Source organism: Aequorivita sp. IT1282, assembly GCF_058068205.1.
On record NZ_JBYRHR010000002.1, the window covers coordinates 271,692 to 294,500 of the forward strand.

General features: G+C 37.1%; 18 protein-coding genes. 10 read left to right on the forward strand and 8 right to left on the reverse strand.

Annotated features, from left to right (window positions below; translation table 11 throughout):
* Positions 1-52 precede the first annotated feature (52 nt).
* Genes AC3RVG_RS05090 through AC3RVG_RS05100 form a run of 3 tightly spaced genes read left to right on the forward strand, consistent with a single transcriptional unit; the run spans position 53 to position 5,599 of the window.
* On the forward strand, positions 53-2,536 hold the full coding sequence (locus tag AC3RVG_RS05090; protein ID WP_489690364.1) for a beta-mannosidase: 2,484 nt from the start codon (positions 53-55) through the stop codon (positions 2,534-2,536).
* Positions 2,537-2,538: 2 nt separating this feature from the next.
* Positions 2,539-4,830, forward strand: coding sequence for a beta-N-acetylhexosaminidase (locus AC3RVG_RS05095; RefSeq protein ID WP_489690365.1), 2,292 nt, complete (start codon positions 2,539-2,541; stop codon positions 4,828-4,830).
* A gap of 43 nt (positions 4,831-4,873) precedes the next feature.
* The gene (locus AC3RVG_RS05100) at positions 4,874-5,599 is read left to right on the forward strand and encodes a copper homeostasis protein CutC (RefSeq protein WP_489690366.1); all 726 of its coding nucleotides are present in this window, start codon (positions 4,874-4,876) and stop codon (positions 5,597-5,599) included.
* Positions 5,600-5,635: 36 nt separating this feature from the next.
* Here AC3RVG_RS05100 and AC3RVG_RS05105 read toward each other — a convergent pair whose 3' ends face one another.
* Both AC3RVG_RS05105 and AC3RVG_RS05110 read right to left on the reverse strand, forming a co-directional pair.
* Positions 5,636-6,106, reverse strand: a complete 471-nt coding sequence (locus AC3RVG_RS05105) for a CYTH domain-containing protein (protein WP_489690367.1) — start codon at positions 6,104-6,106, stop codon at positions 5,636-5,638.
* A 78-nt stretch (positions 6,107-6,184) separates the two neighbouring features.
* A complete protein-coding gene (locus AC3RVG_RS05110) occupies positions 6,185-6,832 on the reverse strand; it encodes an NAD(P)H-binding protein (RefSeq protein ID WP_489690706.1) in 648 nt (215 codons plus the stop codon).
* Positions 6,833-6,901: 69 nt separating this feature from the next.
* Here AC3RVG_RS05110 and dinB point away from each other — a divergent pair, with 69 nt between their 5' ends.
* Both dinB and AC3RVG_RS05120 read left to right on the forward strand, forming a co-directional pair.
* Positions 6,902-8,005, forward strand: a complete 1,104-nt coding sequence (gene dinB, locus AC3RVG_RS05115) for a DNA polymerase IV (protein WP_489690368.1) — start codon at positions 6,902-6,904, stop codon at positions 8,003-8,005.
* Between the two features lie 122 nt (positions 8,006-8,127).
* Positions 8,128-8,889, forward strand: a complete 762-nt coding sequence (locus AC3RVG_RS05120) for an SH3 domain-containing protein (RefSeq protein WP_489690369.1) — start codon at positions 8,128-8,130, stop codon at positions 8,887-8,889.
* On the opposite strand, the gene pyk is transcribed toward AC3RVG_RS05120, so the two are convergent.
* From pyk to AC3RVG_RS05145, 5 genes are all read right to left on the reverse strand, one after another.
* A complete protein-coding gene (pyk, locus tag AC3RVG_RS05125; protein WP_489690370.1) occupies positions 8,890-10,320 on the reverse strand; it encodes a pyruvate kinase in 1,431 nt (476 codons plus the stop codon).
* Entirely contained in the window at positions 10,321-10,812 is a 492-nt protein-coding gene (locus tag AC3RVG_RS05130; protein WP_489690371.1) for an IPExxxVDY family protein, read from the reverse strand. It lies immediately after the preceding gene.
* A gap of 131 nt (positions 10,813-10,943) precedes the next feature.
* Positions 10,944-11,687 carry a ribonuclease III gene (rnc, locus tag AC3RVG_RS05135; protein ID WP_489690372.1) on the reverse strand — a complete coding sequence of 248 codons (744 nt, stop codon included), beginning with the start codon at positions 11,685-11,687 and terminating at the stop codon, positions 10,944-10,946.
* A gap of 8 nt (positions 11,688-11,695) precedes the next feature.
* Positions 11,696-12,949 carry a beta-ketoacyl-ACP synthase II gene (fabF, locus tag AC3RVG_RS05140; RefSeq protein WP_489690373.1) on the reverse strand — a complete coding sequence of 418 codons (1,254 nt, stop codon included), beginning with the start codon at positions 12,947-12,949 and terminating at the stop codon, positions 11,696-11,698.
* 10 nt (positions 12,950-12,959) lie between these two features.
* On the reverse strand, positions 12,960-13,193 hold the full coding sequence (locus AC3RVG_RS05145; protein ID WP_014781833.1) for an acyl carrier protein: 234 nt from the start codon (positions 13,191-13,193) through the stop codon (positions 12,960-12,962).
* A gap of 226 nt (positions 13,194-13,419) precedes the next feature.
* Here AC3RVG_RS05145 and purN point away from each other — a divergent pair, with 226 nt between their 5' ends.
* The 4 genes from purN to AC3RVG_RS05165 all read left to right on the forward strand — a co-directional run bounded on the left by purN (position 13,420) and on the right by AC3RVG_RS05165 (position 17,637).
* Positions 13,420-13,992, forward strand: coding sequence for a phosphoribosylglycinamide formyltransferase (purN, locus tag AC3RVG_RS05150; RefSeq protein WP_489690374.1), 573 nt, complete (start codon positions 13,420-13,422; stop codon positions 13,990-13,992).
* The gene (locus tag AC3RVG_RS05155; RefSeq protein ID WP_489690707.1) at positions 13,985-14,617 is read left to right on the forward strand and encodes a ribonuclease H1 domain-containing protein; all 633 of its coding nucleotides are present in this window, start codon (positions 13,985-13,987) and stop codon (positions 14,615-14,617) included. The genes purN and AC3RVG_RS05155 overlap by 8 nt, the downstream gene beginning before the upstream one ends.
* Before the next feature lie 90 nt (positions 14,618-14,707).
* Entirely contained in the window at positions 14,708-15,631 is a 924-nt protein-coding gene (locus AC3RVG_RS05160; protein ID WP_489690375.1) for a PfkB family carbohydrate kinase, read from the forward strand.
* Positions 15,632-15,738: 107 nt separating this feature from the next.
* Positions 15,739-17,637: an amidophosphoribosyltransferase gene (locus tag AC3RVG_RS05165; RefSeq protein ID WP_489690376.1), complete on the forward strand. Its 1,899-nt coding sequence runs from the start codon at positions 15,739-15,741 to the stop codon at positions 17,635-17,637.
* A gap of 1,241 nt (positions 17,638-18,878) precedes the next feature.
* On the opposite strand, the gene AC3RVG_RS05170 is transcribed toward AC3RVG_RS05165, so the two are convergent.
* Positions 18,879-19,487 carry a superoxide dismutase gene (locus AC3RVG_RS05170; RefSeq protein ID WP_489690377.1) on the reverse strand — a complete coding sequence of 203 codons (609 nt, stop codon included), beginning with the start codon at positions 19,485-19,487 and terminating at the stop codon, positions 18,879-18,881.
* 158 nt (positions 19,488-19,645) lie between these two features.
* Here AC3RVG_RS05170 and AC3RVG_RS05175 point away from each other — a divergent pair, with 158 nt between their 5' ends.
* Complete coding sequence (locus AC3RVG_RS05175) at positions 19,646-22,786, forward strand: UvrD-helicase domain-containing protein (RefSeq protein ID WP_489690378.1); 3,141 nt, start codon at positions 19,646-19,648, stop codon at positions 22,784-22,786.
* Positions 22,787-22,809 lie beyond the last annotated feature (23 nt).

The following is a 22,809-nucleotide window of genomic DNA, read 5'->3' on the forward strand; positions in this document are numbered from 1 at the left end:
TTCAAGGCAGATTTTTTTTATGTGCTATTTTTAAAACAGCTATTTTAGTTGAATGAGAAAAATGCAATACGCTTTTTTTATAATTTTAATTTCCCTCCTTTCTTGTGAAGAAAAGCCCAACGAAACACTTTCACTAAATGAAGGTTGGCAATTCTCTGAAACGGAAAAGAGAGATTGGCAAACTGCAGAAGTACCGGGAACAGTACAAGCAGATTTGCTGAGGTTGGGAGAAATTCCCGACCCATTTTTAAAGAATAACGAAGACTCCATTCAATGGATTTCTACTAAAAACTGGCAGTTTAAAAAACAATTTTTCGTTTCCGAAGAAATTTTAAAACGAACAAAACATTTCTTGAAGTTTGAAGGTTTAGATACCTACGCCGAAGTTTTTCTAAACGATAGTTTAATTCTTTCCGCAAACAACGCCTTCCGAAGTTGGGAGTTAGATATTAGTGATGCCTTAAAAGCTGAAAACGAACTTTTGGTCATTTTTAAAAGCCCGGATTCAATAGAAAAAATTGAGGCCGAAAAGCTCAATTATCAACTGCCCGAAGGCAACCGCGTTTTCACCCGAAAACCACAATATCAGTATGGTTGGGATTGGGCACCAACCATAAAAACAATGGGCATTTGGCGTGATGTTTCATTGATTAGTTATAATATTGGGCGATTAAAAGACACTTTTCTTCAAACAAAATCTATCAACGATACAGTAGCAGAAATAGTTGCTGCGTTTGAAATTGAAACAGTAAAAGAGGAAGAAATAAGCGTTCAAATTACAAATAAAAACACCTCCGAAACTTTTGCTTCAACCTTTAAAACCAAAGCGGGACAAAACGAATATCAAATACCTTTTAAAGTAAAAAACCCAAAATTTTGGTGGACATATAATTTGGGTGAACCCTTTTTATATGACATTCAAATTGAGCTGAAACACAATAAAACTGTATTAGAAACCCATTCAAAAAAACTCGGAATACGCTCTATTGAATTGATAACAGAAAAAGATTCCAAAGGCGAAAGTTTTTATTTCAAACTGAACGGAAAACCCGTTTATATGAAAGGCGCCAACTACGTTCCCCAACAAATGCTGGAAGGGAAGGTAAACCAGCAAAAATTTTCAAAACTCATTGATGATGCAGTTGATGCAAATATGAATATGCTTCGTGTTTGGGGCGGAGGAATTTATGAAGACGATTATTTCTACGAATTGTGTGATGAAAAAGGAATTTTAATTTGGCAGGATTTTATGTTCGCTTGCGCCATGTATCCCGGCGATGCGGCATTTTTGGAGAACGTAAAACAGGAAGCCATTCAAAATATAAAACGCTTGCGAAACCATCCAAGTATTGCGCTTTGGTGCGGGAATAATGAAAATAGCGAAGGTTGGCAGCGTTGGGGATGGCAAGACGATAAAACCGAAGCACAAAAGCAAGAAATTTGGGAAGTTTATTACGCTGTTTTTAATCATATTTTGCCGCGCGCAGTGGACAGTTTAAACCCGAGTGTATCCTATTGGGAGAGTTCCCCAAAATATGGTCGTGGCGATAAACGCTATCAGTTTGAAGGCGATGCGCACGACTGGTGGGTTTGGCACGACGGCTATCCATTTGAGCATTTTGAAGAAGAAGTACCGCGGTTTATGAGCGAGTTTGGGTTTCAGTCTTTCCCGAGTGTTAAAACCATTCAGTACGCAACTGGAAGAGATTCGGTTATAATGAATGATCCACTTTTTGCAAACCATCAAAAGCATTCTCGTGGCTTTAAAATTATTGAAGATTATATGGCGCGCGACTTCCCAATTCCACAGAATGCAGCGGACTACGTTTATATGAGCCAACTTTTGCAAGCCTATGGAATTACAAAAGGAATCCACGCCCAGCGCCGGGCCAAACCCTATAATATGGGAACGCTTTACTGGCAATTAAACGATTGTTGGCCGGCCGTATCGTGGTCGAGTATTGACTATTTGGGCAATTGGAAAGCACTTCATTATAAAGCAAAAAAAGCTTTTGGAAATGTTTTGGTTTCTACGGAAGTAAAAAATAATTCTTTGAAAATATTTTTGGTGAACGATACTTTTGAAACTATTAAAGATTCACTTTATTTGAAGTTAATGGATTTCGATGGAAAGGTAATTTATGAAAAACAGATCATAGCCGAAAGCCTTGAAAACAGTAGTAAAATCCTTTTTTCACTTCCTTTGAAAACTTTAGAATTTGATAAATCATTTAGTGTTTTAAAAATCGATTTCGGGCAAAGTGAATATTTGCATTATTTTGCGAAACCGAAAGATTTGAAGTTGAAGAGCGCTGAAATTGAAACCAAAATCGAAAAGGTAAAAGAAGGATTTTTGGTAACTCACAACTCAAAAACTTTACAGAAAGACGTATTTTTAACAACAGATGAGAACGGAAAATTTGAAGATAATTTCTTTGATTTATTACCAAATAGACCAAAAACAATTCTTTTTTCTACCGAAAGCAAGACTGCACCAACACTGGAATATAAAGCCATAAACCAATTTAAAAAATAGCGATGCGAAAAAATCTTTTCTTTTTCATATTTATAATTTCCATTGGAATGTTTTCGCAGAACAATGAAATCACACTAATTCCAAAACCCCAGCAAATAGAACTTGGCAACGGAACTTTTACCATTGATAAAAACACAACAATTTATTTTGAAACGAAATTTGAGATAGCAGGAAATTTTTTAAATGATTTTCTTCAAAATGGCGTTGGATTTTCACTTATAAAAACTTCAGAAAAAGAGGCTAATATAGTTTTCGAAAAAGATGCTACCCAACCTTCCGAAGGGTATTTTTTAAATATTTCAAATTCAAAAATCTATATAAAAGCTAGTCATGCGAGTGGCGCTTTTTATGCAATTCAGACTTTAAGGCAATTGCTTCCGACGGAATTGGAACAAAAAACATCAAAGCAGAATATTAGTTATTCTCTTCCTCAATTAACAATTACAGACTTTCCAAAATTTCAATATCGCGGAATGCATTTAGACGTTTCCCGACATTTTTTCGATAAGGAATTTGTAAAAAAATACATTGCAAATCTCGCATTGCTCAAAATGAATTATTTTCATTGGCATCTTACGGACGACCAAGGTTGGCGGGTTGAAATAAAGAAATATCCAGAGCTTACTTCAAAAGGTGCTTTTCGCGAAGAAACGTTAATTGGTCATTATAATGACAGTCCACAAAAATACGACGGCGAGCGCTACGGCGGTTTTTATACGCAGGAAGACATAAAAGAAGTGGTTGCCTTTGCCGCAACCCAAAACGTAACTATTATTCCAGAAATTGAAATGCCTGGCCACGCACAGGCTGCCATTAGTTCGTATCCTGAATTGGGTTGTACGGGCAAACAGATTCCCGTTGCAACCACTTGGGGCGTTTTTGATGATATTTTTTGCCCAAAAGAAGAAACTTTCACCTTTTTAGAAAATGTTTTAAGTGAAGTTATTCCTTTGTTTCCTGGGGAATATATTCACATTGGTGGCGACGAGGCGCCAAAAATTCAATGGAAAAATTGTGCCCACTGCCAGAAATTAATAAAGGACAAAAACTTAAACGATGAACACGGTTTGCAGAGTTATTTCATTCAACGGATTGAAAAATTTGTGAATAGTAAAGGAAAAAAAATAATTGGATGGGACGAAATTTTGGAAGGCGGTCTTGCGCCAAACGCAACGGTAATGTCGTGGCGCGGTATGCAGGGCGGGATTGATGCTGCAAAACAAAAACACAACGTAATTATGACGCCTACTTCGCATTCGTATTTTGATTATTATCAAAGCGATAACGCAGATGAACCTGTGGCGATTGGCGGTTTTCTTCCGTTGAAAAAAGTGTATTCTTTTAATCCAATTCCCAAAGAATTAAATGCTGAAGAATCAAAATATATTCTCGGCGCCCAGGCCAATTTGTGGACAGAATATATTCCTAATGAACAGCAAGTGGAATATATGGTTTTTCCGAGAATCCTTGCAATGAGTGAAGTTACGTGGAACGGTCCTTCAGAAAATTTTGAAAAGGATTACCCAAATTTTGTTTCTCGTGTTGAAGGTTTTATGCCGCGTTTGGATGCTTTGAATATTAATTACGCAAACCATTTATACGAAATTGAAGGCAATATTTTGAAAACTGACGCCAAAGTTTTTTATGAAATGACTACGCCAACAGCGGGAAAAGAGATTCGATTTACTTTAAATGATTCTAAAAGTGAAGTTTATTCGAAACCCATTTTGATTGAAGAAAGTTCAAAAATTACGGCAAACGTTTTTAAAAACGGTGCAAAAGTGGGAAGCGATTTTTCTGAAGAAATAAAATATCACAAAGGAATTACAGCAAAAATCTCATTGAACGTAACGCCGAATCCTGCGTATGCCGCTGGAGGAAAAGAAGCTTTAATTAACGGAATTGAGGGTAGTGATTCGCGCTACGGCGATAAAGAATGGCTGGGGTTTTGGGGCGATAATTTGGAGATTACAATTGATTTTGGAAAGGAAATTGAAATCAATTCCGTCAACCTTCGATTTTATGATGCGCCTGGACAGTGGATTCACGCACCGAAAGAGGTTATAAGTTTTTGCTTTAATCCGGAAGGAAAAAAGTTCACTAGTTCCACCAAATATTTGCAAAATCTACAACCAAATATAAAAGCGGTAAAAGTTGATTTATCCATTAAAAATAAACCTTATACAACCAGTGTTGTGCATGTTAAAATTCCAAATTACGGAACTATTCCCGAAGGCCAACAAGGCGCGGGCAACAAAGCATGGACATTTATTGACGAAATTATTATAGAATGAGGTTTCGACTGCGCTTAACCTGACATTAAAATTTATTATAAATATGATTATAGAAATATGTGCAAACAGTTTTGAAAGCGCCCAAGCTGCGCAACTTGCTGGCGCAAACCGAATAGAACTTTGCACTGAACTTTCAGTGGGCGGCCTTACGCCAAGCCACGGTTTGATTGAAAAAGTTGTTTCGGAATTGGAGATTCCAACCCACGTTTTAATCCGTCCGCGAAGTGGAAATTTTACGTATTCCGAAGAAGAATTGGATGTAATGTTGAAAGACATTGCCTTCTGCAAAAAGTTGGGTTGTGCAGGAATTGTAAGCGGATTTTTAACTTCAGAAAACAAAATCGATATTGAAAAAACGAAACAGTTAATTACGGCTTCCGATGGAATGGAATTTACCTTTCACCGAGCGTTTGATTGGGTTGAAAATCCTTTGGAAGAACTTCAAAATTTAATCAATTTAAAAGTGAATAGATTGCTTTCTTCGGGACAAAAACCGTCAGCAATTGAAGGAATTTCACTTTTGAAAGAGGTTTTAAACAATTCAAAAGGAGAAATAGAAATTATGCCTGGCGGCGGAATTAATTTAGAAAACGCCTTAAAATTTAAAGAAGCTGGATTTAAAAGCATTCATCTTTCCGCAACAACAAAAAAGCAAATGCTTCCTAAAAAACCTAATGTTTCAATGCACGGCGAAGCTTTTTTTGAAGAGGGAATTGTGGCAACTTCAGATGTTGAAACAATTGTGAAAATTAGTCAACTTTTGAATTAGCAAACTGCTAACTGCAACTGCCAACTGCAACTTTCTTCAAATCCACTTTTTAAAAGGATTTTTACTCAAATTTGAGTTGTAATATTTAACATCGCCAGTAACCTCTTTTCCCACCCAATCGGGTTTTATGTAAGTTTCATCTTCGGCATCGAGCTCAACTTCGGCAATAATTAAACCTATGTTTTCGCCCATAAAATCATCAACTTCGAAAGTATGATCTCCGCTTGAAATTTCATATCGCGTTTTTTCAATAATCTCCGGTTCACAAAGGTGAAGTAGTTCTTCAGCTTCCGCGAGTGAAATCTGTTTTTCCCACTCAAAACGAGACAGTCCCGACTTATTGCTTTTACCTTTTACAGTAATAAAACCATCACTTCCCTGCACGCGAACACGAACTGTGCGCTCCGGATTGGTGTTTAAAAAACCCTGAACAATACGTGTGCGTTTGTGTGCTTCATTTTTAAAAGCTTCGGAAGTCACCAAAAATTTGCGTTCTATTTCTTGCATACATCGTTTATAAAGATTTGTCTGTTCGAGCGCATTCGAGAACTAATGGGAGGTTTCGACTGTACTCAATCTTACATTTTATTTTCCAATCATTAGTATTTTTTCCGAAGGGATAATTTTTTCAGGATACCCTTCTTTCGCCAAAACTACCATTGCATCTGAAATCGTTTCAGCTTTAATCATTTTGTATTTCTTCGGAATTAAAAAGCTGAAATTCTTCATAAAAAATATCGCAATTTTTTCACCCAAACGGTTTTCATCTCTATCGCCAACAATTAACGAAGGTTGCAAAATGTAAGTGTTTTCAATATTTTGGTTTAACACATCGCGTTGCATTTCACCTTTTGTTTTGTTGTAAAAAACGCTGCTGTTTGCATCTGCGCCTAATGCCGAGATTACAATATATGTGTTAATTCCGTTCTGTTTTGCAAGTTTTGCAGCGGTAACGGGAATGCCGTAATCAATTTTTTTATAAGTTTCTTTATCTGGGGTGTTGGCTTTTGTAGTACCAATACAGCAGAAAACTACATCTGCTTTAAATGATTCGGAATGGGCTTCTAATTGAAACATATCAATCAAATGCTCTTCAATTTTAGGCGAATTCTTTGCTACGGAACTGCGTGAAAAGAGAATTATTTTTTCAAAAGAAGCATCTGCCAATAGTTTTTCTAAAAGAATACTTCCGGTTAATCCAGTAGCTCCTAAAATAATTGCTGTTTTCATAATATAAAGATACTTACAAGGTTTTAAAAATCTTTGGGGTTTGGTAACCATTTAAGATACTATTTTTGCAGTATGCCGGCAGAACACCAAATTCGCAAAATTATTCACGTAGATATGGATGCTTTTTATGCGTCCGTTGAACAGTTGGATAATCCCGAACTGCGTGGAAAAGCTGTTGCTGTCGGAGGAAGTTCAGCCCGTGGCGTGGTGAGCGCGGCTAGTTATGAAGCGCGAAAATTTGGGGTTCGAAGTGCGATGAGTGGCGCAATGGCGCGAAAACTTTGCCCGGAACTTATTTTTGTTAAAACCAATTTTGATCGTTATAAAGAGGTTTCGAAACAGATTAGGAAAATATTTTTAGAATATACAGATTTAGTAGAACCGCTTTCTTTAGATGAAGCATATCTGGACGTAACCGAAAATAAAAAAGGCAATCCGAGTGCGTCGATGATTGCTGAAGAAATTCGTAAAAGAATTAAAGAAGTAACTGGATTAAATGCTTCGGCTGGAATTTCGGTGAATAAGTTTGTAGCAAAAATTGCTAGCGATATCAACAAACCCAACGGACAAAAAACACTGGGACCAGAAGAGGTGGAGCCGTTTTTGGAGACGCTGGATGTAAAGAAATTTTACGGTGTTGGAAAAGTCACCAAGGAGAAAATGTACCGTTTGGGAATTTTTACTGGCTTAGATTTAAAAAATAAATCGTTGGAATTTTTAGAAGAGCACTTCGGAAAGAGTGGCGGATTTTATTATAAGGTGGTTCGTGGAATTCACAATAGCAAAGTAAAACCCACACGAACGCAGAAATCCCTTGCAGCCGAACATACATTTTCTGAAAATATTTCTTCGGAAATTTTCATGTTGGAACGTTTAGAAGAAATTGCTTTAGAAGTCGAAAACCGTTTAAAACGAAGCAAACTAGCGGGTAAAACCGTAACTTTAAAAATAAAGTATCGTGATTTCTCACAACAAACTCGTAGCAAAACGCTTTCGCTTTTTGTTTCTTCCAAAGAATTAATAATGGAAGTGGTTAAAGAATTATTGTTTCAGGAAAGAATGAAGGAATCGGTACGATTATTGGGCATTTCAATTTCAAATCTAAACAACGAAACCCCAAAGAAAAAAGATCCTCCGAAGGAAACAATTGATGTGCAATTGAAACTTGAATTTTAGTCCCAGCCCCAGCCCTTCCCTTAGGGAAGGGAGTTTATGCCCCTCCTTTGGAGGACAGCGAATCATAAATTTTATATATGTAAAAAAGCTACCTATCTTTAACTAATTAAAAACTCCAGATTATGAAGACCATAGCTTTTTCAATTCTTTTTCTTGCAGGCATTACATTACTTTCTTCCTGTAAAAACGACGCTAAAAACAATGAAGACGCGCAAACTGTTGTAACAGATACCATTCCCGCAGAAACTACTCAGGGGTTTATGTATGTTAGCGCGGTTAGTGGATTAACGCTGCGCGAATTTCCAAATCTACAAAGCGCAAAACTTGCAGTAATGCCATTGGGTACGAAAGTAAAAATTGTGAATGCCGAAGATAAATCAACGATGAATGTTGGGGGAATTGATGGCGCGATGGATGAAGTGGAATACAACAACAATAAAGGATTTGCCTTTAGTGGTTTTCTGTCTAAATTTTCTCCTCCGGGATTAGATTCTTCAGCAAAAAATTATGCCGAAGAATTGAAAAAAGATTTTCCAAAGGTAAATTATTCTGAAGCCACAGGCGGCTCGGCAAGTAATCCCACTAAAACCGAAATCTTAATTTTACCAACCGACAAATGGCACGAAGCTTTTTTTACGGCTCAGCAGCTTTTTGAAATTCCAAAAGAATTTGCCTTTCCAAATCCAAAGGGTTCCAACAGTGAAACCCAACAAAACGGCAATAAAAAGAAAACCGATTTTCTCAGCGCGCTACAAATTTCTAGAAGCGACAATGCACTTCAGAAAATAGTTTATAACTACAAAACTACAGGGTTTGGTTATACGGTTACTATTACCAAAGAAGCTGACGTGATGAAAATTGAGAAAGTTGAAGACGCAGATTAATTATTTAACCTGCGTTACTCGCAACGTGTTCACCATTCCTTTATCTACTATTGGCATAGCCGCAAGATTGATTAAATAATCGCCTTTGTGCACATATCCTTTTTCGAAAGCAATTCTATTTACATCGTCTACAGTTTCATCTGTACTTACGTATTTATCGTAATAAAACGCTTTTACGCCCCAAAGTAAATTTAAACGGGCAAGAATGAGTCTGTTGGAAGTAAAGGCTAAAATATACGCCGACGGCCTCCAAGCCGAAATCTGGAATGCTGTATAACCACTGTTCGTTAATGTACAAATAGCCTCTGCCTCAATTTCGTTTGCCATAAGTGCAGCGTGATAGCAAATGGATTTTGTAACGTAACGGTTGGTTTTAATCTGTGGTGGGTCTTGTGGAACGCGAATTAATTCAGAGGTTTCCACGCTCTTCAATATTTTTGTCATCGTTTTTATTACGGCAACTGGATAATTTCCTACGGAAGTTTCACCCGAAAGCATTACAGCATCTGCGCCGTCCATAACCGAGTTGGCTACATCGTTTACTTCGGCACGGGTTGGGGTTAACGATGTAATCATCGTTTCCATCATTTGGGTCGCGATAATTACTGGAATACGTGCACGTTTTGCCTTAAGCACCAATTCTTTTTGAATAAGCGGTACTTCTTCTGCCGGAACTTCTACGCCTAAATCGCCACGAGCAACCATTAAACCATCGCAAAAGGCGATAATTTTATCGATATTTTCAACAGCCTCAGGTTTTTCAATTTTGGCAATAATAGGAATTTTATATTCTGAATGCGCTTCAATAAGCGCCTGCAATTCTTTTAAATCTTCTGCGTGACGCACAAATGAAAGCGCCATCCAATCTACTTTTTGTTCAATTGCGAAAACGGCATCTTCCTTGTCTTTGGAAGTAAGTGCAGGAAGGGAAATACTTGTATTTGGAAGATTTACTCCTTTTTTAGAACGCAATGGGCCTCCTTGGACTACCATTACTTTTACTTCGTTTGTTCGGTTGGTCTCAAGTACTTCAAAAATAAGTTTACCATCGTCCAATAGTACGCGTTCTCCAGGATTCACATCTCTCGGAAAATTGTCGTAATTCATATAAACCCTTTCTCGAGTTCCTTCAAATTCTTCACCCGTACAGAAGTAAAGTTCGTCGCCAGGTTGCACAACCACTTCTTCTTTCATCATCCCCACGCGCAATTTTGGACCTTGTAAATCGCCCAGAATAGCTACGTGCGTGTCTAACTCTTCAGACAGTTCGCGGATTGTTTTAATGCTCTCTTTTACATTATCGTAGTTTGCGTGCGAAAAGTTAACCCTGAATACATCTACGCCTTCTAGAATCATGTGTTTTAGAATTTCTCTAGACGAGGTAGATGGGCCAAGTGTGGCAACTATTTTGGTTCTTTTTTGATTTGACATTTAATCGAAAATTAAATTATTCCTTGATTTTATATTCTCTATTTCTACTGAATAGGCAGAGATTACCTGTTTTATATCGTTTATTTCTGAAAGAATTTTTCGCAAAGGCAAAGTTTCAAAATCTGAATAAATTTTCAGAAAATAATCTACTTTTTTGAATTCAGGAAGTAGATAATGAACCCTTGATTTTTCGGTAGCCATTTCAGCAAAAAGGCCGCCAGAACTCTGTAAACCAGCTTCAACAGACCTGCATTTGTTGGCTAATAAGTAAAAGTGGGTGTATTTATGTAAATCCTCAAAATTGTACAACGGAAATGTTATTAGTAAACCTTCCGTTGAAAAGTCGAGATCAGTTTTTTTTCGCTTTAACCTCATATTGAGGTGGCGATTTATTAAATATGCCAATTTATAATCTTCCTCACTGCAATGGATTGCAATGAGTGCATAAGGCTCTTCAAAATCTTCGTCAAAAATTAATTTGAGATTCGCCATTCATCTTCAATATTTTATTAATGTTGGATACCATTGAAAGATATCTACTCACAAAAATAAGCAACTTTAAAGGTATTAGCTAGAATACAGAGTTGCTATTGAAAAATTTGACGTAAATATAACTTATTGACTTAGGGGGTTTCTGAATCAACTTTTATATGAAGTTTATAAAACGCTCTTTTTGCCGCGCGCTCCTCAGCTTTCTTTTTTGAAGTAGCACGAGCCTTTGCAACTACTTCGTCGCCGAGTTTTAAACGAACAGCGAAATGTTTCAACTCATCTTTGCCATTGTCTTCGTAGACCTCAAAATTGAATTGTTTTTTGTGTTTTTGACACCATTCAATAAAGAGACTTTTGTAACTGATAACCTTCCCTTCCAGTTTTTTTATATCCACATAAGGTTTAATGACCCTTTTCTGAATAAATTTTTCGCAATACTTAAAACCGCGGTCTAAATAAATGGCTCCAACCAAAGCTTCAAAAACGTTCCCGTAAATATTCCCACTAAATTGTTGCGTGGGGATGGTTGTTTTTAAAAATTTAACAAGGTTTAAATCGCGACCCAATTCATTGAGATGCTCACGACTTACTACTTTGCTTCGCATTTTAGTTAGGTAACCTTCGTTTCCTTCGGGTACTTTTTTAAACAAGTGTGCGGCAATTACCGCACCCAGCATGGCGTCGCCCAGAAACTCTAGCCGTTCGTAATTTTGTGGTCGCCCGCTTGTATTTTTTTCGTTGGTGGAACGATGTGTAAAGGCAGTTTCGTAAATGGAAATGTCTTTGGGACTAAAGCCTAATATTTTCTTTAAGGAATTAAAAAATTCCCCGTTTTTATCTGTACGGGAAGAAAATATGTTTTTAATGGAAGCCATTAATTGTTTTAGGCATCAAGTTTTTTAAAGAGCACGCATGCATTGTGCCCACCAAACCCAAATGTATTGCTCATTGCAACTTTAATGTCGCGTTTTTGAGCTTTATTAAGAGTAAGATTTAAGGATGGATCAATGTTTTCATCTACCGTTGTATGGTTAATGGTAGGTGGAACAATCCCGTGTTTCATTGCTAAAATAGAGGCAATTGCTTCAATAGCACCTGCAGCGCCTAACAGGTGCCCAGTCATAGATTTTGTTGAATTAATATTGATGTCTTTAGCGTGTTTGCCAAAAACTTTTACAATAGCTTTCAATTCTGCAACGTCGCCAAGTGGTGTTGAGGTTCCGTGGGTATTTATAGTATCCACTTCATCTGAACTCATATTAGCATCGCGCAGTGTGTTAATCATAACACGTTCCACGCCAATACCGTCTGGGTGTGGGGCCGTCATATGGTAAGCATCGCTGCTCATACCACCGCCAACCACTTCGGCATAAATCTTTGCGCCACGTTTTTTAGCGTGTTCGTATTCCTCTAGTATTAATGCTCCAGCACCTTCACCTAAAACAAATCCATCGCGTGTCGCATCAAATGGACGCGAGGCAGTTTCTGGGCTATCGTTGCGGGTAGACAAGGCGTGCATGGCGTTAAAACCACCCATTCCTGCCATAGTTACTGCTGCTTCGCTTCCGCCTGTAACAATAACGTCGCAATGGCCCAAACGAATGTAGTTTAGTGCGTCAATCATTGCATTAGCAGAGGAGGCACAGGCCGATACCGTAGTATAGTTTGGCCCCATAAAACCGTGCTTAATAGAAATGTTTCCGGGCGCAATGTCCGCAATCATTTTAGGAATAAAGAAGGGGTTGAAACGTGGTGTTCCATCCCCTTGTGCAAAGTTTATTACTTCATTTTGAAAAGTTTCCAACCCGCCTATTCCGGCTCCCCAAATAACACCAACGCGGAATTTATCAACCTCATCAAGGTTAATTCCTGCGTCTATAATAGCTTCGTCTGAAGAAACGAGGGCGTATTGGGCAAATCGATCTAGCTTTCGGGCTTCTTTTCTATCAAAATGATCTTCTGCGTTGAAATTCTTCAATTCGCAAGCGAATTTAGTTTTGAACTTTTCAGCATCAAAATATGTTATGGGCCCACAGCCACTTTTCCCACTAATTAGCGCATCCCAATATTCTTGAATATTGTTACCAATAGGGGTAAGGGCACCAAGGCCTGTAACTACAACTCGCTTTAATTCCATAGAAGAATTGTTATTTTGCTGCTTCTATATAGGAAATTGCTTGACCTACTGTAGCGATATTTTCTGCTTGGTCGTCTGGAATCTGGATATCAAATTCTTTTTCAAATTCCATTATAAGCTCTACAGTATCCAAGGAGTCCGCTCCTAAGTCGTTAGTGAAGCTAGCTTCGTTTACAACTTCGTTTTCGTCTACACCTAATTTGTCTACGATAATCGCTTTTACTCGTGATGCAATGTCTGACATAATTCTTGATTTTTAAATTTAATTATAAGTGGCAAAAATAAAATATTTTAATTGAAAACACCATTTAATGTTGAAAATGTGAACAAGATGATTTTTACTTTCACACTGCGCAACAAATTTTGACTAACCAATTTAAACAAATTTAGGCGAAGTAAAACCCTATTGCCGTACTTTTGTTGTTTTATTTAATAATATTTAACTTCGAGAAAAACTTTTGGAAACGGGAATGAAGAAGCGGATTGTAATTTTTGCGTCGGGTAGCGGTACCAATACCGAGAACATTATTAAATACTTTCAACGAACCCAGTTTGCCGAGGTCGTTCTGGTTCTTTCAAACAAGAAGAGTGCCAAAGTGTTAGAGCGCTCCAATAAGCTTAAAGTAAAGGCAATGTTTTTTACAAAAGAAGAGCTTTTTTCTGAAGAAGGAGTCTTGAAAATTTTAAATGAAACGACCCCAGATTTAATTGTTTTGGCTGGTTTTCTGCTGAAATTTCCCGACATTATTCTAAAAAAATTCCCGAATAAGGTGATTAATATTCATCCGGCACTGCTTCCGAAATATGGTGGAAAGGGAATGTATGGCAACTTTGTGCACGAAGCTGTGGTGCAAAATAAAGACGTTGAAACAGGAATTACAATTCATTATGTGAACGAAAATTATGATGAAGGCGCAATTATTTCACAGAAAACAGTGACCCTTTCGACAACAGAAACTCCAGAAACGGTCGCTGAAAAAATTCACAACTTGGAATATGAGTGGTTTCCAAAAATAATTGAAGAAATACTTCGCAATGGGTAAAAAGCAAAAATTTTATGTGGTTTGGTTTGGCAATCCTGCCGGTATTTTTAAAAGTTGGAAAGAATGTAAGCGTTCAATAGATGGTGTAAAAGGGGCTCAATACAAAAGCTTCGAGACCTTTGCAGAAGCTAAAACTGCATACAGTAAGAGCTTTGCAGATTATAAAGGGAAGACTGTAAAGAAAACAATTTCAAAAGAACAGCTTTTAAGAATTGGGGAACCTAACCTTTATTCTATTGCTGTAGATGCAGCTTCTAGCGGCAATCCCGGGATTATGGAATATCGTGGAGTGGATACGCAAACGCACAAACAACTTTTCCATCAAGGCCCTTTTCAGCAGGGTACAAACAATATTGGGGAGTTTTTGGCGCTAGTACACGGTTTGGCTTTTCTTCAAAAAAAAGGAAGCGACCGAATTCTTTATACAGATTCGCGCATTGCAACGGGCTGGGTGAAGAAGAAAAAATGCAACACAAAACTGAAGCAATCCGCAAAAAACAAAACACTTTTTGAATTGGTTGAAAGAGCCGAAACTTGGCTTAAAACCAACAAATACGAAACTAAAATCGTAAAATGGGAAACCAAAGCTTGGGGCGAAATTCCTGCAGATTTTGGCAGGAAGTAAGAACTGTGCCTTATTTTTTTGAAAGCTGTTAAAAGGCAATTCTATTATCATTAAATTCCTTAAATTTGCACCTCATTTCAAAAACCCTTTATGAGCAAACTCGTTATCGTTGGCACTGTTGCCTTTGACGCTATTGAAACCCCTTTCGGGAAAACCGATAAAATTCTTGGTGGTGCCGCTACCTATATAGGCTTAGCAGCTTCACAATTTAATGTTGAAGGTGCAATTGTCTCTATTGTTGGTGGTGACTTTCCGAAGGAAGATCTTAAAATGCTTGAAGCAAAAGGTATGGATCTTACCGGACTTGAAGTTGTTGAAGATGGAAAAACCTTCTTTTGGAGCGGAAAATATCATAACGATATGAATACTCGAGACACTTTAATCACAGATTTAAATGTACTCGCAGATTTCAATCCACAAGTTCCAAATGAGTATCGCGATGCTGAAGTGGTAATGTTAGGAAATCTACATCCACTCGTCCAATTAGGAGTGATTGAGCAAATGAATTCACCAAAATTAATTGTACTGGACACCATGAATTTCTGGATGGACAGCGCTTTAAATGAACTGATGCAAGTTATTGCCAAAGTAGATGTAATTACTATAAACGATGAGGAGGCAAGACAACTTTCCGGTGAATATTCACTAGTAAAAGCAGCGAACAAAATTATGGAGATGGGGCCAAAATACGTGGTGATTAAAAAAGGTGAGCACGGCGCGTTGCTTTTTGGTGATGACGATGTGTTTTTTGCTCCCGCAATGCCATTGCGCGAAGTTTTTGACCCTACTGGAGCTGGCGATACATTTGCAGGTGGATTTACTGGATACTTAGCAAAAACTGGCGATTATAGTTATGAGAATATGAAGAATGCTATTATAAACGGCTCCGCGCTGGCTTCATTCTGTGTGGAAAAGTTTGGACCAGAAAGATTGCTAAACCTCACAAAAAAGGAAGTGCACGAGCGTATTCAGCAATTTAAAAGCTTAACACAATTTGATATCAAATTAACCTAAATACGCGCCCTGAAAATTCAGGGCGTTTTTTGTAATTTTAATTTAAAGTTAGAATGGGAGCGTACGAGCAAACTAATAACTTTTAATCATAAATATTATCTTCTAAAATGAGCGACGCGTTAAAACACGAATGTGGAATTGCACTGGTAAGACTGTTAAAACCTTTGGAGTATTACAAGGAAAAATACGGAACAGCTTTCTACGGTGTAAACAAAATGTATTTAATGATGGAAAAGCAGCACAACCGTGGTCAAGACGGGGCTGGTTTTGCAAGTATTAAATTAGACGTAAATCCTGGCGAGCGCTACATAAGCAGAGTTCGATCCAATGCAGCGCAACCTATTCAGGATATATTTGCACAAATAAATGAGCGAATAAATCTAGAATTTTCTGAACATCCAGAATATAAAGATGATGTTGCTGCGCAAAAAAAGAACATTCCTTATATAGGTGAATTATTTCTGGGTCATGTGCGTTATGGTACCTTCGGAATAAATAGTGTAGAAAACGTTCATCCTTTCCTACGTCAGAATAATTGGATGCACCGCAACTTGATTATTGCGGGAAATTTCAATATGACGAATACTAACGAGCTTTTTGATAACCTCATAAAACTCGGAATGCATCCAAAAGAAAAGGCCGATACCGTTACAGTAATGGAAAAAATAGGTCACTTTTTAGATGATGCAGTTCGCAAACTTTATAAAAAAGCAAAAGCCAAAGGGTTGAATAAACAAGAAGCTTCTCCCTATATAGCCAAGAACCTAAACGTTGCGAAAATTCTTCGGAGATCTGCAGCAGATTGGGACGGCGGTTACGCAATGGCTGGACTTTTGGGCCACGGAGATGCATTTGTATTGCGCGATCCTGCGGGAATTCGCCCTGCATATTATTATCAGGATGATGAAGTTGTTGTTGTAGCGTCCGAAAGACCTGCAATCCAAACTGTGTTTAATGTGCCTTTTGAAGAAGTAAAAGAGCTTGAGCCGGGTAATGCCATAATAATAGAGAAAAACGGTAAGGTTAAACTCTCTGAGATACTAGCGCCTTTGGAGCGAAGATCTTGTTCTTTTGAACGTATTTATTTTTCTCGCGGAAGTGATGCCGAGATTTATCAAGAGCGTAAAATGTTAGGAAGATTGGTAATGCCTAAAGTGTTGAAGGCAATAGATTTCGACACCGAGAATTCTGTTTTTTCTTTTATTCCGAATACTGCCGAAACTTCCTTTTATGGAATGCTGGAAGCAGCTCAAGATGAGCTGAACAAGCAGAAAAATGAAGCAATTCTGAATGAAAAGGACAGCTTAACGGTAGAGCGACTTCATAAAATACAAACACATAAAATTAGAACCGAAAAAATAGCAATTAAAGACGTTAAACTAAGAACCTTTATTACCGACGATAGTAGTCGAGACGATTTGGTTGCACACGTTTACGACGTTACTTACGGTGTTGTGAAGCCCGAGGATAATCTGGTTATTATTGATGACAGCATAGTACGTGGAACTACATTAAAAAAGAGTATTTTGAAAATGCTCGATAGGCTGGAGCCAAAGCAGATTGTAGTAGTTTCTTCGGCACCACAAATTCGTTACCCCGATTGTTATGGAATCGATATGGCACGTCTTGAGCATTTAGTTGCTTTTCAAGCAGCATTGGAATTACACAAAGATCGCGGAACTTATAACGTTGTTGAAGAAATATACCATCAATGTAAAGAACAGGTTGCAATGGAAGATACTTCAGTAATAAATCATGTTAAAAAATTATATGCACCTTTTGAAGATCAGGAAATTTCTGATAAAATAGCTGAAATAATTAGTGATGAAAATATAAAATCCAAGGTAAAACTTATCTTTCAATCAGTAGATGACTTGCATAAAGCCTGTCCAAAAAATCTTGGAGATTGGTATTTTACAGGTAATTATCCTACAGCGGGAGGCAACAGGGTTGTGAATCGGGCTTACATAAATTTCTATGAAGGTAACCCAGATCGTGCCTATTAATTTTTAAAATTTTAACAGTCCGAAAACCGTTTAACGAGATTCTACATCACTTAATCGAATATCTTGATTGACAATACTTTATAGTCAAAACTTGAATTATATTTACGCTTACCATAAGACGTAAGTAGGTTAGGTCTATGGTAAGATTTGGGGCAAAAAAGGTAGGCGAAAGCCTGCCTTTTTTCATTTTTCCAAATCTTTCGGGGTGGCGAGCACCGTCACCTTTTCTTTTTGTGTTGTACATTTTGTTGCGAGCCGTTTCCATTTTCCTGTAGCGAAAGCCTGCCTTTTTTCATTTTTCCAAATCTTTCGGGGTGGCGAACACCGTCACGTTTTCTTTTTGTGTTGCACATTTTGTTGCGAGCCGTTTTCTCTTTCCTGTAGTGAAAGCCTGCCTTTTTTCATTTTTCCAAATCTTTCGGGGTGGCGAGCACAGTCACGTTTTCTTTTTGTGTTGCACATTTTGTTACGAGCCGTTTCCTTTTTCCTGCAGCTAAGGCCTGCTTTTGTTAGGTTTCATCCTTCTCTTTGGTTGTATGCTTTTGTTATTGATTTATAAAAACTTCGACATTTATAATTTATTTTGGGCTACCATCCAATATGTTAAAATTTTAACTAAAATGTTAGCTTTAGTATCAAAATGAAACCAATTTAGCTTTTCAACGAATAAACAAGCAATTCATCTAAAACCGTATTTTTGAGTTACATAATGTTATATATTTGGGCATACCATTAGCATAAGTAGGTTAAGTTCATGGTAGATTTGGGGCAAAAAAAGACAAACTCTTGTTTGTCTTTTTTTATGCCCAAAACTCAACGGGGTGGCGAGCAACTATATCTATTATATTTCAATACCTGTTATAGCGAGCCGTTTCCCTCAGCTTAAAACTTTTGTTTGTTTCATTTTAAATTGAACGACTTCACTTTTCCAAACTCAATGGAGTATAGGGCATCAATTTCCATTATTTTTCAATACCCATTATAACGAGTCGTTTCCTTCCATTTAAAACTTTTGTTTGTATCCTTTTCAATTGAACGACTCATTTCTTCATAACTCAGCGGAGTATAGAGTAGTTAGTTTTATTATTTTTCAATATCCGTTATAACGAGTCGTTTCCTTCCATTTAAAACTTGTGTTTGTTAGTTTCATCTTTAGAAGGGATTCATCAAAAACTCTGACAAAAAAAAATCCGCAGCCCTAAAATTGGCTGCGGATTTTATTAAAATTGTTTATTTATGCCCTATTTATTCTTGGCATAATTAGAAGTTACTTCTTCCCAGTTAATTACATTCCAAAATGCACCAACATAATCTGGGCGTTTGTTTTGATATTTTAAATAGTATGCGTGTTCCCAAACATCCAATCCTAATATTGGTGTTCCGCCGCATCCTACTCCTGGCATTAACGGGTTATCTTGATTTGGCGTAGAACAAACTTCTAACTTTCCGCCTTCATGCACGCAAAGCCAAGCCCATCCAGAGCCGAATTGAGTTTTAGCAGCATTAGAGAATTTTTCTTGAAAAGCCTCAAAGCTTCCGAAGGAATCATCAATGGCTTTCGCAATATTACCTGTAGGTTTACCCCCGCCATTTGGAGACATTACTGTCCAGAATAGACTGTGGTTATAATACCCTCCGCCATTGTTGCGAACGGCCTTATTTTCCATATCTAAATTAATCAATATATTTTCAATGGTTTTACCTTCCATATCGGTGCCTTGAATGGCATCGTTCAATTTATCGGTATATCCTTGGTGGTGCTTGTCGTGATGTATTTCCATCGTTTTGGCATCAATGTTTGGTTCTAAAGCATCAAATGCGTACGGTAATTTTGGTAATTCGAAAGACATAATTATATCGTTTTTTATTGGTTACTACTAATTTTACCCAAATTTAAGCATTCTCTTACCTTAAATGTGTTATAGGATTTATAAGATTTCTATATAGGTATAGATTAATTTGATTTCAAAGACATAAAAGCAGTATTTTAGTGCAAAAAGTTACTTCCTTGGAAAAAAAATCCTCCTTTTCAATTTATAACGCCGCAGCTGGAAGCGGGAAAACTTTTACCCTGGTAAAGGAATATCTAAAACAAATTCTCTCTTCAACAAACGATGATTATTTTAAACATCTGTTGGCCATCACGTTTACTAATAAAGCGGTGGCCGAAATGAAACAGCGTATCGTAGAAACGCTAGTAAATTTCAGCAATGAAAAAAGTGTGGTAGCGCCTTTGCCAATGATGCTTAAAATTGCTGAAGAAACTAATACGAGTATTGAAGAAATACAAATCCGCTCTCGAAAAATTCTAAAAAATCTACTTCATAATTATGCGGCATTTAGCGTCGAAACTATTGATAGATTCAATCATAGGCTTATTCGCACTTTTGCGCGAGATTTAAAATTGGCAACCAATTTTGAAGTTACTCTCGAAACAAACGAACTTCTGGCCGAGGCCGTAGATTTATTACTGAGTAAAGCTGGTGAAAATAAAGAAATCACAAAAGTGTTGCTCGATTTTGCTTTAGAAAAAACGGACGACGACAAATCGTGGGATATTTCGAGAGATATTGCCAGTGCGGCAAAATTGCTTTATGACGAAAATGACGCGGATCATGTTTCAATTTTGAAACAGAAAACTTTGGACGATTTTTTACAATTCAAAAAACAATTGGTTTCAAAAAAGAAGCGATTTTCCGAAGAAATAGAATCGATCGCTTCGGAAACACTTCAACTTATTGAAGAAAGCGGTTTGGAGCATTCCGATTTTACGAGAAGCACATTGCCAAATCATTTTTTAAAATTAAAAGCGGGAAACTATGATGCTTATGGCAATAAACTTCAAGAAAACCTCGAAACAGAAAAAGGACTTTATAAAGTAAAGGAAGCCGCTTTTATCGTAGATTCAATAAGTAGTTTGGTTCCAAAACTTCTTTCCAATTATATTGAAATAAAGGAAAAAGTAAACAATTACACCCTGTACGATTCAATCCTAAAAAACATAACTCCACTTTCGGTAATAAACCTTGTAAATCAAGAAATTGAAACGATAAAGGCAGAAAAAAATGTGTTACCTATTTCAGAATTTAATTCGCTTATTAATAAAGAAATAAAAAATCAGCCGGCACCATTTATTTACGAACGATTGGGCGAAAAATACCGCCACTTTTTTATTGACGAATTTCAAGATACTTCAAAATTACAGTGGGAAAATTTGATTCCGCTGATTGATAACGCGTTGTCGCAACAAATAGAGCCAAGCTCCGGCAGCCTTTTATTGGTAGGCGATGCCAAACAATCAATATATCGTTGGCGTGGCGGATTACCTGAACAGTTTATGGATCTTTATGAAAATGCCAATCCGTTTCAGCGCGAAAAAGAAGTTTATCCATTAGCCACTAATTATCGCAGTTGTGCCGAAATTGTAAATTTCAATAACGAATTTTTCACTTTTACTTCTACTTATTTTGCTAATGCGGGCCACGGAAAATTGTATCTCGAAGGCAACAATCAAAATTGCAACGACAAAAAGGACGGTTTTGTAAAATTTGAATTCATTGAAAAACAAAAGAAATCTGAAAAGGATGACGCGTATTCAAACCTTGTTTGGGATGCTATCCGCAGCGCAAAGAGTAAAGGTTTTGAAGAAAGTGATATTTGTATTTTAACACGGCGGAAGGCAGACGGAATTGCGCTCGGTTCCTTTTTGATGGCGCAGGGCGTTTCAGTTATTTCATCGGAAACATTATTGTTACAATCTTCGCCTTTGGTGCAAATTTTGGTTTTTGCGCTGCAAGTGTGTTTGTTTCCAAAAAATGATGAAGCCAAAATTCACCTACTGGATTTACTGCACGACCACCTAAATATTTCAGAAGAAAAACATACTTTTTTCGCAAAATTTCTGAATATTTCAGAAGAACATTTTACTAAAAATTTAACCGAATATAAAATTGATTTCGCCTTTGCCGAAATGCGTTCCGTTTCGCTTTATGAAGCCTTTGAATACTGCATCGAAAAATTTAAAATTGCTGAGGTGGCGGACGCATATCTTTTCGGATTTATGGATTTGGTTTATGAATTTGAACAAAAACCGCAAGCAGATAAAATTTCGTTTTTAGACCACTGGGAAACAAAAAGAGAAAGCGCTTCAATTCCTGCCAGCGAAGGAACCAACGCTGTACAATTAATGACAATTCACAAAGCAAAAGGACTTGAGTTTCCAGTAGTAATTTTTCCGTTTGCCGATATTCAATTGTATGATGGAAAGTTTGACAAACTGTGGTATCCGTTGGAAAATGATGATTTCAACTTTATAGAAGCACAAATAAATTACAAAACTGAAATTGCAAATTATAGCGAAATTGGTGAAAAAATGTATAATGAACATAGAAGTCAGTTAGAGTTAGACAACATAAATCTGCTCTACGTTACGTTAACTCGGGCGGTTGAAAAACTCTATGTTTTTTCCGAAATGCCCAAAGAATCTAAAGATGGAATTCCTTCAAGTTACAACCAGCTTTTTATGGAATTTTTGAAACAAAAGGGAATGTGGAATGCCGATCAAATGCTATATGAATTCGGAAATGATTTGGAGAAAATTTCAAAAGTAAAAAAAGTTGTTGTGCAGATGGAGCCACTTTACCTTTCAAGTAGCCCAAAAGCACACGGTTTGAAAATAGTTTCTTCCCAAGAAATTTATTTGGAAGAAGATACTGCCGCTGCTATTTCGGCGGGAAATCTGCTCCACGAAACCATGGCTCAAATTTACTCGGAAGCGGATGCAAAAAAGATTTTGATGGAATTGGAGGAGCGCGCAATAATTCCGAAGGAAGAATTTGAGAGCTTACAGAAAACGGTTTATCAAATTATACAACATCCCAATTTAGAAAAACTGTTTGACGGAAAAGATAAAGTTTATAACGAACGAAATATAATTACAAAAGATGGTTTGGTTTTACGGCCCGACAGAATAAACATCGACGAAAAAAATGCGGCCGTTATAATTGATTACAAAACAGGAAGTTCAAGTATTTGGCACAATGAACAACTAATAGATTATGCGAATGCGCTACGTGAAATGGGTTTTTCGGTCTCCGAAAAAATACTTATATATAGTAACGAGGATGAAATTTTAATAAATAAAGTTTAATTTTGAACTTTAAAAATCAGAGA

What these genes read in the sequence shown, in the direction of transcription:
- AC3RVG_RS05090 (WP_489690364.1), top strand. Translation starts at nt 53, where the DNA reads ATGAGAAAAATGCAATACGCTTTTTTTATAATTTTAATTTCCCTCCTT.
- purN (WP_489690374.1), top strand. Translation starts at nt 13,420, where the DNA reads ATGAAGAAGCGGATTGTAATTTTTGCGTCGGGTAGCGGTACCAATACC.
- rnc (WP_489690372.1), bottom strand. Translation starts at nt 11,687, where the DNA reads ATGGCTTCCATTAAAAACATATTTTCTTCCCGTACAGATAAAAACGGG.
- AC3RVG_RS05130 (WP_489690371.1), bottom strand. Translation starts at nt 10,812, where the DNA reads ATGGCGAATCTCAAATTAATTTTTGACGAAGATTTTGAAGAGCCTTAT.
- AC3RVG_RS05145 (WP_014781833.1), bottom strand. Translation starts at nt 13,193, where the DNA reads ATGTCAGACATTGCATCACGAGTAAAAGCGATTATCGTAGACAAATTA.
- AC3RVG_RS05155 (WP_489690707.1), top strand. Translation starts at nt 13,985, where the DNA reads ATGGGTAAAAAGCAAAAATTTTATGTGGTTTGGTTTGGCAATCCTGCC.
- AC3RVG_RS05160 (WP_489690375.1), top strand. Translation starts at nt 14,708, where the DNA reads ATGAGCAAACTCGTTATCGTTGGCACTGTTGCCTTTGACGCTATTGAA.
- fabF (WP_489690373.1), bottom strand. Translation starts at nt 12,949, where the DNA reads ATGGAATTAAAGCGAGTTGTAGTTACAGGCCTTGGTGCCCTTACCCCT.
- AC3RVG_RS05120 (WP_489690369.1), top strand. Translation starts at nt 8,128, where the DNA reads ATGAAGACCATAGCTTTTTCAATTCTTTTTCTTGCAGGCATTACATTA.
- AC3RVG_RS05165 (WP_489690376.1), top strand. Translation starts at nt 15,739, where the DNA reads ATGAGCGACGCGTTAAAACACGAATGTGGAATTGCACTGGTAAGACTG.
- AC3RVG_RS05105 (WP_489690367.1), bottom strand. Translation starts at nt 6,106, where the DNA reads ATGCAAGAAATAGAACGCAAATTTTTGGTGACTTCCGAAGCTTTTAAA.
- AC3RVG_RS05095 (WP_489690365.1), top strand. Translation starts at nt 2,539, where the DNA reads ATGCGAAAAAATCTTTTCTTTTTCATATTTATAATTTCCATTGGAATG.
- pyk (WP_489690370.1), bottom strand. Translation starts at nt 10,320, where the DNA reads ATGTCAAATCAAAAAAGAACCAAAATAGTTGCCACACTTGGCCCATCT.
- dinB (WP_489690368.1), top strand. Translation starts at nt 6,902, where the DNA reads ATGCCGGCAGAACACCAAATTCGCAAAATTATTCACGTAGATATGGAT.
- AC3RVG_RS05170 (WP_489690377.1), bottom strand. Translation starts at nt 19,487, where the DNA reads ATGTCTTTCGAATTACCAAAATTACCGTACGCATTTGATGCTTTAGAA.
- AC3RVG_RS05100 (WP_489690366.1), top strand. Translation starts at nt 4,874, where the DNA reads ATGATTATAGAAATATGTGCAAACAGTTTTGAAAGCGCCCAAGCTGCG.